This window comes from Halorussus salinisoli (genome assembly GCA_005239435.1).
In the GTDB taxonomy this organism is placed as follows: domain Archaea; phylum Halobacteriota; class Halobacteria; order Halobacteriales; family Haladaptataceae; genus Halorussus; species Halorussus salinisoli.
The window spans coordinates 313,665-326,783 of sequence record SZNP01000004.1 but is presented as its reverse complement, the minus strand read 5'-3'; the positions used below and the strand labels follow the sequence as shown (position 1 = coordinate 326,783).

The 13,119-nt window shown below is 55.9% G+C and carries 14 protein-coding genes and 3 pseudogenes; 9 read left to right on the top strand and 8 right to left on the bottom strand.

The features are described 5' to 3' along the window. The first annotated feature begins 173 nt into the window (after positions 1 to 173). Both E2484_RS12865 and E2484_RS12860 read left to right on the top strand, forming a co-directional pair. Positions 174 to 1,427 carry an MgtC/SapB family protein gene (locus tag E2484_RS12865; RefSeq protein ID WP_137285611.1) on the top strand — a complete coding sequence of 418 codons (1,254 nt, stop codon included), beginning with the start codon at positions 174 to 176 and terminating at the stop codon, positions 1,425 to 1,427. 72 nt (positions 1,428 to 1,499) lie between these two features. Continuing rightward, positions 1,500 to 2,369 (top strand): universal stress protein, encoded by an 870-nt coding sequence (locus E2484_RS12860; protein WP_137285610.1) that lies wholly within the window; start codon positions 1,500 to 1,502, stop codon positions 2,367 to 2,369. Between the two features lie 63 nt (positions 2,370 to 2,432). Here E2484_RS12860 and E2484_RS12855 read toward each other — a convergent pair. After that, positions 2,433 to 3,313 (bottom strand): annotated as a pseudogene (locus tag E2484_RS12855) (universal stress protein). A gap of 189 nt (positions 3,314 to 3,502) precedes the next feature. Between E2484_RS12855 and E2484_RS12850 the strand changes: the two are divergent. Next, a complete protein-coding gene (locus E2484_RS12850) occupies positions 3,503 to 3,718 on the top strand; it encodes a dodecin family protein (protein WP_137285609.1) in 216 nt (71 codons plus the stop codon). A gap of 53 nt (positions 3,719 to 3,771) precedes the next feature. On the opposite strand, the gene E2484_RS12845 is transcribed toward E2484_RS12850, so the two are convergent. From E2484_RS12845 to E2484_RS12835, 3 genes are all read right to left on the bottom strand, one after another. After that, on the bottom strand, positions 3,772 to 4,986 hold the full coding sequence (locus E2484_RS12845) for an APC family permease (RefSeq protein ID WP_137285608.1): 1,215 nt from the start codon (positions 4,984 to 4,986) through the stop codon (positions 3,772 to 3,774). 134 nt (positions 4,987 to 5,120) lie between these two features. Further along, on the bottom strand, positions 5,121 to 5,561 hold the full coding sequence (locus E2484_RS12840; protein WP_137285607.1) for a pyridoxamine 5'-phosphate oxidase family protein: 441 nt from the start codon (positions 5,559 to 5,561) through the stop codon (positions 5,121 to 5,123). A 119-nt stretch (positions 5,562 to 5,680) separates the two neighbouring features. Then, positions 5,681 to 6,127: a pyridoxamine 5'-phosphate oxidase family protein gene (locus tag E2484_RS12835; protein WP_137285606.1), complete on the bottom strand. Its 447-nt coding sequence runs from the start codon at positions 6,125 to 6,127 to the stop codon at positions 5,681 to 5,683. Between the two features lie 141 nt (positions 6,128 to 6,268). On the opposite strand from E2484_RS12835, the gene E2484_RS12830 reads away from it, so the two are divergent. The 5 genes and pseudogenes from E2484_RS12830 to E2484_RS26065 form a co-directional block, all read left to right on the top strand. Then, the gene (locus E2484_RS12830; protein ID WP_137285940.1) at positions 6,269 to 6,718 is read left to right on the top strand and encodes a pyridoxamine 5'-phosphate oxidase family protein; all 450 of its coding nucleotides are present in this window, start codon (positions 6,269 to 6,271) and stop codon (positions 6,716 to 6,718) included. Between the two features lie 27 nt (positions 6,719 to 6,745). After that, positions 6,746 to 6,949, top strand: a pseudogene (locus tag E2484_RS25600) (hypothetical protein); the annotation flags it as partial. Positions 6,950 to 6,957: 8 nt separating this feature from the next. Further along, positions 6,958 to 7,287 (top strand): pyridoxamine 5'-phosphate oxidase family protein, encoded by a 330-nt coding sequence (locus E2484_RS12825; protein WP_321112650.1) that lies wholly within the window; start codon positions 6,958 to 6,960, stop codon positions 7,285 to 7,287. A 184-nt stretch (positions 7,288 to 7,471) separates the two neighbouring features. Continuing rightward, positions 7,472 to 7,963 carry a plastocyanin/azurin family copper-binding protein gene (locus E2484_RS12820; protein WP_321112603.1) on the top strand — a complete coding sequence of 164 codons (492 nt, stop codon included), beginning with the start codon at positions 7,472 to 7,474 and terminating at the stop codon, positions 7,961 to 7,963. Positions 7,964 to 8,048: 85 nt separating this feature from the next. Next, positions 8,049 to 8,279: pseudogene (locus tag E2484_RS26065) on the top strand (universal stress protein); the annotation flags it as partial. A gap of 26 nt (positions 8,280 to 8,305) precedes the next feature. On the opposite strand, the gene E2484_RS12810 reads toward E2484_RS26065, so the two are convergent. Then, a complete protein-coding gene (locus E2484_RS12810) occupies positions 8,306 to 8,542 on the bottom strand; it encodes an adenine nucleotide alpha hydrolase family protein (protein WP_137285604.1) in 237 nt (78 codons plus the stop codon). Between the two features lie 129 nt (positions 8,543 to 8,671). On the opposite strand from E2484_RS12810, the gene polX reads away from it, so the two are divergent. Further along, a complete protein-coding gene (polX, locus tag E2484_RS12805) occupies positions 8,672 to 10,399 on the top strand; it encodes a DNA polymerase/3'-5' exonuclease PolX (RefSeq protein WP_321112602.1) in 1,728 nt (575 codons plus the stop codon). A 26-nt stretch (positions 10,400 to 10,425) separates the two neighbouring features. Here the strand turns inward: polX and E2484_RS12800 are convergent, their stop codons facing one another. The 3 genes from E2484_RS12800 to E2484_RS12790 all read right to left on the bottom strand — a co-directional run bounded on the left by E2484_RS12800 (position 10,426) and on the right by E2484_RS12790 (position 12,870). Continuing rightward, the gene (locus E2484_RS12800; RefSeq protein WP_137285602.1) at positions 10,426 to 10,788 is read right to left on the bottom strand and encodes a DUF7344 domain-containing protein; all 363 of its coding nucleotides are present in this window, start codon (positions 10,786 to 10,788) and stop codon (positions 10,426 to 10,428) included. An 86-nt stretch (positions 10,789 to 10,874) separates the two neighbouring features. Continuing rightward, positions 10,875 to 11,147, bottom strand: coding sequence for a hypothetical protein (locus E2484_RS12795; RefSeq protein ID WP_137285601.1), 273 nt, complete (start codon positions 11,145 to 11,147; stop codon positions 10,875 to 10,877). Positions 11,148 to 11,835: 688 nt separating this feature from the next. After that, positions 11,836 to 12,870, bottom strand: coding sequence for a hypothetical protein (locus tag E2484_RS12790; RefSeq protein WP_137285600.1), 1,035 nt, complete (start codon positions 12,868 to 12,870; stop codon positions 11,836 to 11,838). Positions 12,871 to 13,119: the final 249 nt, after the last annotated feature.

Genomic DNA, 13,119 nt, shown 5'->3' with positions numbered 1-13,119 from the left:
ATTCGGTAGTTGACAGGAGGGACGGCAGGTCACTGATAACCACGGCGAATCCGACCCGCCCGAAGGATTGGATGGCCAACGTCCGGTGAGGTGGACTCGTGAACCGACGTCGTGAGCCGTTCGTCCGTTTCTGTCCCGTAGTTTGACGTTACACTCCCTCAAGTCTCTAATCGATGGTCGATCCCGCAACCGATTCACTCACCGAGGTTCTCTTGCATCTCTTCGTCGGCTTCGGACTCGGTGCGCTCATCGGATTGGAACGAGAGCAAAGCGAGTCCGGTGGGACGTTCGCCGGGAGTCGTACCTTCCCGCTATTTGCGCTCTATGGGGCGCTCGTCGCGGCATTTTTCCCGACGACGCTTTCCCTGGCTCTCGGTGTTCTCGTCGTACCGCTCACCGTTGCATACGCCGGGAAAATCTGGTACGAGCAGGATATCGGTCTGACGACGCTGATGGCTGCGCTTCTTACCGTCATACTCGGAGCGATAGCGATGCAATCTGACACCGGCGCAGTTATCGCAATTATCGTCGGCGGTGCCATCACAGTCCTCCTTTCGGTCAAAGATCCGATCCACGAATTCGCCGACCAGATTGATGAGACTGAACGGCTGGCCTCGGTGAAGTTCATTCTCGTCGTCCTCGTCGTTCTGCCGGCGCTCCCAGACCGCTCACTCGACGTTCTCTACGGACTCAATCCGCGCTTTATCTGGTTGATGGTTGTTTTCGTCACCGGACTCGGGTTCGTGGCGTACTTACTCGCCCAGTTCCTCGGGCCGGAACAGAGCATCGCGTTGACCGGGATCATCGGCGGGTTCGTCTCCTCGACGGCGACAACGGTGTCCATGGCGGAGAAGACGGCACAGAATGAGACGCTGTATCACGTCTGCGCGTTTGCGGTCGTTACTGCGTCCATCGTGATGTTCCCGCGTGCACTCATCGAGGTTGCGGTCGTCAATCCAAACCTGCTCTCACGTGTAGCCCTCCCACTGGGAGTCATGACCGTCGTTGGGATAGTCGCTGGTGGGACGCTGTACTGGCGGACTACGTCCGAGGCGACAGTCGAACCCGGCGAGCTGAAGAATCCGTTTCGACTTCGGCCAGCGCTCGTGTTCGGTGTTATCTTCGCGGTTGTACTCCTCATCTCCGAATACGCACACGAATGGCTAGGGACGTCAGGCGTGTACGCCACGGCATTCCTCTCTGGGCTGGCAGATGTGGACGTGATGACGATTACGTTGAGCAAACTTGCGGCCGAGGGGACGGTTTCGCCACGGGTTGCAACCACGGGGATCGTCATCGCGGCCATCGCAAACACCATGGTCAAGGCTGCGTTAGCGTGGCTCCTTGGCAGCTATCGACTCGGACGACTCGTCTCCATCGTTTTGAGCGTCGTCGTGGTGAGTGGACTGGTTCTTCTCCTTATTTAGGCTTTTAAAGCCGAGTACCGGCGTCGGAGGGGACAACCATTTGGGAGTATCCCTCGTAGCTTCTGGAAGTGTATGTACGAGGACATTCTGCTCCCGTTCGATGGAAGCGATGGAGCTGCAGAGGCGTTGCATCACGCTGCCGAGATTGCACACTGGGCCGACGCTACCATCCACATCCTCTTTGTAGCGGATACGACGCGGGATAGCGTCACCGTCGTCGGGACCCAGGTCGTCGACGCGCTCGTCCAGGAGGGCGAAGACATCGTCGAAGAAGCGGAGAAGACACTGAGCACGCTCGAAGTGAACTACGATTCCGACGTCGTACAGGGAAATCCAGCGCCGACAATCATCGAGTACGCCGAGCGATACGATCACGACTTGATCGTACTGCCGACGCACGGTCGGGAAGGCGTTTCCCGATACCTTCTCGGAAGCGTCACGGAGAAGGTCGTTCGTCTGTCTACTGTCCCCGTTCTAACGGTGCGGATGCAACCCGATGAACAACTGATATTCCCCTACGAGAACATCCTCATACCGACAGATGGGAGTGCCGGTGCGACCCACGCTGCCGAGCATGGCCTTTCCCTCGCAGCGTCTCTCGATGCGACTGTTCACGTGCTGTCCGTCGTAGACGAAACGTCGCTAGGTCTGGACGTTCGTTCAACAACTTCTGGACGGGAAAGTGAACAGGCAGCGACCGATGCCGTTGACGATCTCGTCTCTGAGGCGGAGACACACGGCATCGCCAACACCGTCCGACACATCGAACACGGCGCACCCATCGAGATAATCCTCGACACTATCGAATCGAACGACATCCACGCCGTCGTGATGGGGACGACGGGGAGACGCGGGACTGATCGAATCCTGCTCGGAAGCATCGCCGAAAAGACCGTCCGGTCCGCGCCAGTTCCCGTCATCACAGTTGGACGCGGAGAGTAGCGGCCCAGTGAAGGGTTTCGTGACCTGGAGAGACACCTCGTTTTCAGTGGTCTAAGTATAGCATCACGTATCAGACTCGGGGGCTCGGACGGTCAGTACAGGAATCGGCGACGTACGAACGAGGTAGTCAGTGACGCTCCCTAGCAAGTATCGGTCAGAACCTGTTCGCCCGTGAGTACCGACAACGACGAGATCGATGTCGTGCTCCTCGATGTACGTGAGAATCGCTTTGTGAATCGATGGCCCAGATTCGACTTCCTTCGACGGCACTTCGACGCCAGCGTTCACTGCGAACGCCTCGGCCTCATCGAGAAGTTCGTGGGCGCTTTCCTCCAAAATCCCCATCTGGATATCTAGACGAACATCGACTCCTAACGCCGGAATAGCAATGACCGAGAGGAGATGCAGCGCCCCCCCTCGGCGTCTGCCACGTCAACTCCGATAGCGAGCGCCTGATTGGCACAGTCACTCCCGTCGGTTGGGACTAGGACGTCCTCGTACGGGTGAGTGATCGTGACGTCGTCGTCCGGCCGAATCGTAAGCACCGGAACGTCCACTCGGCGGACGACCCGCTCCGTTGTGCTGCCGAGGAGAAATCGTTCGAGTCCTCTGCGTCCATGCGTCGGCATGCCAACGAGGTCCACCCCACGTGTTTCGGCGTAGTCGATGATTTCCCGGTACGGTTCTCCTTGAAGTACCTCAGTGACAACATCGACGCCACGGTCCCGCAAGCGATCAGCTGCTTCCTGGACGATCTTCTCGCCCTCTTCTTCGAGGACATCGATGACTTCTCCTTGAATTCGAGTCACGCTGTGCTGCGTTGTGTCCGCTACGTTGAGCACGTGGACCGTTGCGTCGTGGCTGGTAGCGATATCGAGGAGGTGATCGAATGCTACTGATGCACCGTCACTCCCGTCGGTCGGAAAGAGCAGTTGGTCATACATAGTCTGCCTCACGAGGCAGAAATACAAAATTGAGCAGGCTACTTACCGACGCAGTAGTACTGATACGATTTGGAACCAAATTCCACCCTGCTAACGGCAAAATAAGTGGGGTCTGAGATGAATTCACCAAAATTCATCTCTGGGAAAGGCTAACAGTTGTTAATTGGTATCATCCCGTTCTACGACCGGATGACGGCAGTAAAAATCATCAAGGTTCTTGGGACGTCAACGGAATCGTGGGAAGACGCTGCGCGTGAAGCAGTGAGCCAAGCGAGTAAGACAATCGAGGATATTCACGGCGTCGAAATCGAGGACTGGACCGCAAACGTAGAGAATGGATCGATCACCGAATACAAAGCGACCGTCGAAATCGCATTCCCCGTGCACGAGGATCAACAGGGGTGAGTTACTTCCGCAAATCGCGTGTAGAAAGTAGCCGCACAAGAGCTGGAAAAGTATTATAGAAGTTGAGAGAGGTAGAAGACTATCAAGCCAGCCGCGGACAGCAATCCGACGAGCGCGGTTAGCGAAACACGACCAACGTTTAGTGGGGCTCTAAATGCCGGTTTCGGCTCGGCATCTGACAGTCGGAGTTTCAACAGCGCCGCATTCACTAACGTAAACAACGTCAGCATCGCAAGGTTGGCCAACTCGGCCACATCGCCGAGATCTCCGATTACCGTAAACGAAAGCGTGGCAACCCCGATGAGCGCAATGGCGAGATACGGCGTGTCACGAGTCGAGTGTACTCGTGAAAAAATCTCCGGGAAGACTTGATACTCTGACTTCGAAACCCCATAGAGGACACGCGAGGTCGAAATGAGATTGATGAGTGCTGTGTTCGTCGTCGCAAATAACGCAATCACAGCCAGCAAGAGGGCCGCCCCAGATCCGAATCCCATCTGGGCGACGAGTGCCAATGGTGACGCCGATTGCCCGAGGACGTTCCACTGGACGACGGCCACGGCGGAGAACGCGACCATGAGATAGATCGTGGTAGTGATGACGATTGCGGACACGATGGCTCGCGGAATCACCGTCGTCGGGTCTTGCGTTTCCTCGGCAATGTTTACGACATCCTCGAACCCGACGTAGGCGAAAAAGATGAGAAACGACGCGTGTACGAGGCCGGTCAGTCCACGGGGTGTTTGAAATGCGTTGACTGTCTCCCATTCGCCAATTCCGATCCAGATAATCAGCAGTAACCCGAAAATCTCGATTCCAGTGAATACCACGTTCAAACGCGTCGAAAAGCCGATACCCCAAAAGTTGATGATCGAGAGGAGAATGAGCAGGGCAATCGCGGTTGGAATGAGCGGCACTGTCACTACGGAGGCGAGATACCCCGCAAACGCGAGGGCAACGGTTGCTGCCGCAATGATGCCGACGAAAAGCCGGCTCACCGCGGTAAACTCTGCTAGTAACTCGTTGTCGAATGCGTGGCGGACGTAGATGTAGTCACCTGCCGCTTTCGGGTAGCGCGATACCAGTTCAGCATAGCTTAATCCCGTGCATGCCGCAATCAGGGCGGCGAGCAGGAACGACAGTCCGATGGACTCCCCAGTTCGGCCCGCCGCTTCGCCCAAGATGGCGTAAATTCCAGCTCCGAGTATCTGGCCGACACCGTATATCGTGGCTCGCGGAAGATTGATCTCGCGTTTCAACTCCGGCATGGTAGCTCGGTGCCCGCACACTCCGTGTTCTAATTAGAAAATAGATGGGGCGATTGAGGAACGTGGTGTCTCGAAATCTGATCAACCCGTATGACCGGTCCGAAAGTGGATTTCGCCTATGCGAACTACTCGTTTCACATAGAACGTTCTTTGACGCCAGGAAACCGGCCTCGGGCCGTAATCTCTGAAATGTCCAGTTCATACCATACGGTCTCGTATTCTGAAATCGGACTATTAAATACCTCAAGTGCTGACTCTTCGCCAACGTCAGAGAACAGCGCAGCGACCTGAGCGAGGTCGTCATCTGATACCGGGCGAATCTGTCCTCTGACGACGACGCTCTTCCATTCATCTTTCCTGCGCCACTCGTACGCCGTGAGGCATGCAACGTCCGTCTCGGCGACGAATTGCCGTTTCATACTTCCCTCGCTCATGAGGAACCGGAAAACGCACCGTCCACCTTCGTCGTCGTAAGCGAACGCAATGGGAATCGTGTAAGCCTCACCGCCTTTCGACAGACCCAGTACGCCGAGGCCACGTTCTTTTAAGAATTCTTCCGTCTCGTACTCGTCCATTTCCACCCCGATCTCTCGTGACACGCTACCTACCCACGACTTTAGTTACAAAGAAAGTTCCGTGGCACGTTCTAGATTCTACCTATCAGCGAGAAATTCGTAGCAGGTAGTGGGTTGCATTAACTCAATTCCATCGACTGCCGTCCGGTGATCTGGTCGGGTTTGAGTTCGTAAATGGTCATCGTGACTTCTTCGATGTCCTCGTTGAAGAGGCGAAACGGAGGGAACTCCTCGTTGATAACCGTGTCCGTGAATTCTTGCTGTTCGGCCTTTGGCAGTTGACGGATTGCTCCGCGGATCAGAATACTCCACGTGGTGTCCTGGTCAACGTCGTAGACGACGAACGTTGCAGTCTCGGTTGTCTCTGCGAAGGCAATCTTTTCGCTTCCCGATTCGGTACTGACCCGGAGAAGCACACGCGATCCATCATAGTAGTAATTGAGCGGGACGGCGTAGCTGTCGTTGTCGTCGGCAAGTGCGAGAACACCGTGACCGTGTTTTCGGAGGTGTTGATCGACGTTCTCATCGCTCATTCCCTCCGTATATCTATAGTCTACGTGCTCCATATGACGACTACGGTGAGCAATCACATAACGTTCATCAGCGAATTGCTGGGCAGCGCAATTGACTATCACCTCACTTTTCCTCGACAATTGTCTGGTTTTGCATCAGAGTCATTTACCACGATAGAGGGTGTACCATCGACCATGGAGGGGCTTCGATGGGTGCAAATGAGCGAGAGCGAGATGAACGAGTTCCTCGGCACCGGCGGGGCCGGAACGCTGTCGTTTTCGACCGAGATAGAAGATTCCCCGTTTTCGCTGCCGGTGTCGTACGGGTACGACGCAGACGGGAAGGCGTTCTACTTTCGACTCGCCTTACCGCCAGAAAGCGGGAAAAAAGAGGTGATCGACAACCCGGTCACCTTCGTCACCCACGAGCGGACGGACGACGGGTGGCGGAGCGTCGTTGCAACCGGTCAGCTTACGGAAGTATCTGACATGCCGTACGATGCAACGGTCGTCCAGGCGATGTGGGCAGTCGATATACCGGAGGTGGACATTTTTGACCAGCCACCGGAAGACATGCAGTTCCGTCAATTCCGCCTCGACCCGCAAACGCTCACGGGGCACAAAGAAGTGAAACACGATTCTTGAACGGAGAGGCACGACAGCATCTTCGGGATGGATACTGCTAGGGTGTTCGAGCCCTCTCAAAGCTCTCAGCGGACGAGAAAAACCTTATTGCGTTGTCAGAAATTGTCTTTCAGTATGGAAGATGTCCGTTCGGTTCAGATGAACGACGAGGAACGAAACGAATTTTTGGGACGGGGTGGAACGGGCGTCGTCTCGTTCGATACGAGCGGTGACGAACCGCCGTACTCGCTGCCGATCTCATACGGATACGACGCGGAGACGGAGACGTTCTACTTCCGACTTGCCTTTGGTCCCGAAACGGGGAAGGACGACGTCTCGATGAAGACCGTCCTGTTTCGTTCGTCACGTACGACGACACCGAAAGTGGTTGGCGGAGCGTCGTAGCGACCGGTCATCTTGAAGAGATTACGAAGTCGGCGCTCAATCCCAATGTCGCCGAAGCGATGCAGCGAGTGGAAATCCCGCTCGTGGATGTCTATGATAGGCATCCGGTTGAATTGCAGTTCCGATTCTTCCGATTAACACCGACTGAAGTGACGGGAAAGAAAGAGGCCCGCACGATGGACTGACGAACGCACCGATATCAATGGTTCAGACGGTAGTTACGCGAGGTCTCGGTTCGGCCGAAGAACTATTGGACACTAAGTAGAACGGAATCTGGATGAGGGGGACGAACTGGGAAGCCTTTCGCGGCGAGAACTCCTATGAACGGCAGGTGGAGTAGCCGCTACGGCACCGATTTCCACCGGTAAGGTGAGCGCACAGGAACAGGTGACGATAGACATGACCGATGATCTGGTGTTCGATCCGGACTCGACGACGATTGCCCCCGGAACGACCGTGGTCTGGGAGAACGTCGGGACCGTCGGTCAAACGGTAACCGCGTACGAAGACGAGATTCCAGACGAGGCCGAGTACTTTACGTCCGGCGGATTCAATAACGAACAGGCGGCCCGTCAAGGGTATCCAGATGAGGGAAACATTCCGGGCGGTAAGACGTACGAACACACGTTCGACGTTGAGGGGACCTACGGGTACTTCTGCATTCCCCACGAGACGGCCGGAATGGTCGCTGAACTCACGGTGTCGGCTGACGCTGACGGTGAAGGCGGAGGAGGTGACGGTGGCGTTGTTCCTGGAATCCCGGAAAGTGCCCGTGTCGTAGGTATCGTCACCGTCGCTGCGATGGTGTCGATTATTGCTCTCGCGTACTTCTTCCTGAAATACGGCGGCGATTATGGTTGACCCGATTGACTCTGTTTACGCCGCCGAGGCTGGGGGTTTACCCGTCGCAGAGGAATAGTACGACGACGCGCAGGAACGTGCGACTAAGATTCACGCAGAGGCAGAAGAACATGCAGACGAATTCAGTGTTGAGATAGAGACGGTGACAGAGGTCGGACGACCCGCTCGGACGATACTCCAGTATACTGATGACCACGACATCTCCCAAATCGTCATCGGGAGTCACGGCCGGAAGGGAATCGAACGTGTTATTTTGGGTAGTATCGCAGAAAAGGTGGTTCGCCGTGCTGAAGTGCCGGTGACCGTGGTGGAGTAATCGACTATCCGAAACCAGTTGCCTAATCAATAGTTCATCGTATGAGTGGGAAGCTCCGTCATGTTCGACTCGGCGCTCGGCGCGCCCAGCAGCATCATCCCGCTCACCTGCTCATTTCCGACAGCCTCGACCGCGAGCGTCGCGGCGAGCGCCGAGTCCAGTCCGCCACTGATGCCGACGACGTAACCGTCAGCGCCAGTCTCCGAGAGCCGTTCGCGGAGGAAGCTGATGGTTCGTTTGACCGCGAGCTCCACGTCTACCATAGCCGAGGAGACGAATGCCAACGTCGTGTAAGGCCCGGAGCCGTCGCCCGTATTGTTTTCCTCTCGTGAGAATCAGGACGGGGGTACTTACGGTTAGCCAGCGAACACGCAGCTGATGGGGGACAAATCGTGAAGAACAAGGAGATTGCGGACCAACTCTATGAAATCGCCGACTTCCTCGAAATCCAGGAGGTGGAGTACAAGCCGCGGGCCTACCGGCGGGCAGCCCGGAGCGTGGAGTCGCTTTCCGAGGACGTCGAGGACATCTACGAGCGAGGCGAACTACAGGAGATAGACGATGTCGGCGAGTCCATCGCTGAGAAGATCGCCGAGTACCTCGAAACGGGCGAGCTAGAGTACTACGAGCAACTCAAGGCCGACCTCCCGGTGGACATCGACGCGCTGACCAGCGTTGAGGGCATCGGCCCCCAGACGGCCAAGACGCTCTACGAGAAACTCGGTGTGACCGACCTCGACGATCTGGAGCGGGCTGCCCGAGAGGGGGCAATCGCGGAGATCGAGGGGTTCGGCGAGAAAACACAGCAGAACATTCTCGACCATATCGGGATGGCTAAAGCGGGACAAGAGCGGATGCTCCTCGGCCGGGCGTTCCCCATCGCCGACGAACTCCAAGAGCGTCTCGATCAGGCCGATGAGTTCGAACGGGTAGACATCGCGGGGTCGTTTCGCCGTCGTCGCCCGACGGTCGGCGATCTCGACGTACTGGCCACGGCCGACGACCCGGAAGCCGCGATGGAGGTGTTCTGTACCCACGAGGACGTGAAGGACGTCCTCTCTCGCGGCCCGACCAAGTCGTCGGTCATCGTGTCCGGCGACCTCCAGATAGACCTCCGGCTCGTAGATCCGGGAGAGTACGGGGCCGCGCTCGTGTACTTTACGGGGTCGAAAGATCACAATATCGCACTCCGGAATCTTGCCATCGACCGCGATTGGAAGCTTAACGAGTACAGGCTGTTCGACGTAAGCGATGTCGAAGCGTCCGAATCCGGTCTGCGGAAGGGAGAACGTATCGCCGGTGGAACTGAGGACGATGTCTACGACGCCCTCGATCTTGCGTGGATTCCGCCCGAACTCAGGGAAGACACCGGTGAAATCGACGTGGCCGCGAACGACGACCTGCCGGAGTTGGTCGAACTCAGTGATATTCAGGGTGACCTCCAACTACACACCGACTACTCCGACGGGTCGAACACCGTACAAGAGATGGTGAACGCTGCCGACGAGCGCGGCCTTGACTACGTTCTCATCTCCGACCACGGCCCCTCGTTCCAGTTCGCCAGCGGAATCAATCAGGACGAGTTCGAGGACCAGCGCGACGACATCGAGCGTCTGAGGGCGGACGACGATGTAGAGGTGGAGACCCTCCACGGTATCGAAGCTGAAATCACTACCGACGGTCTCGATGTCTCTGAGGAGTGGTGCGACCGCTGTGACGTGGTGGTCGGCGCAATGCACAGCAATCCGTCGAATCCCACGGAAGTCGTTCAGCAGGCGTTCGTGGAGCATCCCATAGATATCTTTGCCCATCCGTCGAATAGATTGATTCACGAACGCGAACCGCTGGATCTCGACGTCGAAGCGGTCGTAGAAACTGCTGCGGAGGAGGGGATAGCGCTCGAAATCAATGCTCAGCCCGAGCGACTGGATCTCGATTGGCAGAACGTCAAGGAGTACCGCGACGACGCGACGTACGTGGTTTCGACGGACGCCCACACGACTTCCGAACTCGACTTCATGCACCTCGGCGTAGCTCAGGCTCGCCGCGGGTGGTGTACGACCGACGATGTCCTCAACACGAAACCGCTTGATGAGATTCGGTCGCTCTTCGAAGGCTGAGGAAGTCGGAAGAAAAGGTCAAGACATCACCCCGTATAGTACTTCTTCGGGTCGACTAACGCAGCAATCTCCATATCTGCCTCTATCGTCTGCACTCTCTCCGTGGCACTGACGGTGTGTCGGTCATCGTCGGTGTATTCGACGAGGCCGAGGTCGGCGAGTTTCGGTAGATGGCTATGATGTAAGGAGACACGCACCCGTTCTACTTGATCCTCTTCGATCTCGGTGGGCGAACTGCCCACTTCCCATGCGGTTATCTTACGGGCGAATTCGGTCAACGTCACGTGTCGGTCCTGCTGTCGGAGATACGCCAGAGTGAACTGTCGACGCGGATTTCGAAGTGCGTCGAAGACAACGTCGGGCGTTAATTCGGGTATGTCGATTGGCATCGTACATCACCTATGTAGATGTAGGATACGGACGAGAGTATACCCCCAGTTCGTTTCCCACTGACTGACAATATGCCCGTTGTTAGCTAGGTCGAACGAATAAACCAAGACAGATTCCGCTCAATACGCTCAAATTCATCCGATTCGTCGTCGGAGAGGACGACGAGCGACGAGCCCCCGAGCCCGAAATCGGACGACTCGGTCGCCTCTCGCTCCCGCCAGTCGTCCGGAACGTTCGGGGCGTCGTACCGAAGGCAGTTGTCGGTGGGGTCCCAGTAGAAGTCGGACACCTGAAACAGTCCGAGATTGCTGACGGCCGCTGAGAGGGTCTTCGATTTAGTATAGCGGCGTTTCAGCATTGACATCCTCCTCCGCGTTTACGCGGAGGAATCCCGAGCGGTGGGAGTTTCAGGTGTGCAGTTCACTCACCGGACTACCACACCTTTCGGGCACAGGGAGTCCCACAGCATCGGTGTGGTGGACTGCTGGCGGTGCCAAGCCGCCGTTACCCCTATCCTCGACCGTATACGGAGTCCACGTGTTGTTTTTGCCACAGGGACTCCGACAGGCGTCGGTGGAGTCGGGGTATCGTGATGCTCGCTTTGAGCAGTCAGCACGTGTCGGCACACCCTTCGGGGATGTGACGTTCACCGCCTGCTCTTTCGGATACTGCCTCATTATGGGGCGGCCAGGCCGCCTCCAAAGGACGGTTCGGAATCCGCTCCGTTCCGACCGATTCCTCTTTCAGTATTAGCCTGTCAATTATACGTTAGTGTTGGAAACTCAGGGCAGCGGCTCTGAACGGTGGATTGTTACCCTCAGTGACGGCACGTATCCACGCCGTAAACGCCGTGGTATTCTCGCCTGTAATCTCTATAAATCGAGGTCAATTTCAACTCTAGGCGCCGCTTCCTGTGAGATATCTCGCTGCTGTATATGCGCCCTGTATTCAGCACGGTCTCCGAGACCTATCACCGTTTGAGGGTTTCACAAGCCCGTGTAGGCGGATTTTGTCCTATCAGCAGAGGAGGATTTCAACAAGGCCAATTACTTCGATTCATTGTTCTCGCTGAGCCGAGTAGAGCCGTCACTACTTCCTAGAATGAACGGACCAGCCGCCAGTGTCTTGATAGCGATTGTGGCTGTCCGGAGTACGTACGCTGAAAAAAGCGTGTACGGAGCCATCCCAACAACGAAGATGAATCCAACAAACCAGATGATCGACGGAATGCCGAGGATAGAGAACTCCGGGAGTAATCCCGCTCTAAGCGAGAGTATTGCGTATGCAAGGAATATGATAGCAGGAAAGGAGATGACAAGCAGTCCACGAGAGAGGTTCGCCAGTTCTCGCTTGAAATAGAGCGTCTTGAAGTACTCCCGACCGATCGTGAAGTATTTGAGCGTTGTAAGAAGGTCGTCGATCTTCTCCCGCTGGCTATCTGTGAGCGTTTCTTCATGTTCAACTCGGAGTTGACGGATGGCATAGACCTGCCGTGAGTAGTCATACTGAATACCAGCGAACAGCACCTCTGACGTTCCAAATGCCCCTTTCTCTAAGCGGTCTTCAACTTCCCTCACCTGACTAATAATATCATTTTTTATTATTTCGGCTTGAGAATTGAGTGCCACGTTGTCGTTTGAAATGCTATTGTGAAGTTCTTGTACGTTGGTTCGAATTGCGTCGAAAATCACTTGAAGGAACTCTGCCGGGCGAACTGGACTAACATCTGCATCTGTTTGCTCTCGAACCGAATCACGAAATGAGAACGTCTCATCAATCTCCTCCTCTTGGTCACCAAGCGCAGTGATCTCCTGGGAAAGGACGATCGAATTCACCGAAACGGCGATTGATACGAGCAAAATAACCCCACTGAAAAGCGCCATAAGAATCGACTGAACCACTTGTCCCTCCGTGAATAAGGTCACGAGTTCATCCGCCCAGACCACTCCACTCCCGACGAATCCAAGGCCGACAAGTACTAACGCAACCCCAGAGACGACCCATCTGTTTCCGTTGACCAATATCCACTGCAACAGTGGGTTCGTCTCGACTGACACCGGTCCTGCTTCTGACTCGCCCATTCGCTGTTCGCTTTGTCCAGCAGACTCAGTGTGGGTATCTGTACTCGGCATAAGATAGCTACGACGGCACGCAGGAAAACCTCTAGTGAGAGTTCGGCCGGGTCAACGACGTGTACCTTTGCTTTAGGTGCGAACATCAATTGCTGAGAAGGCTCCGCCGGTGAAGCCACGTCGAGCCCACGACCAAGGAATATTCTAGAATTCTAGATCTACAGGGAGCTAGACCGTGGAAGTGCTTTCACTGCTGGT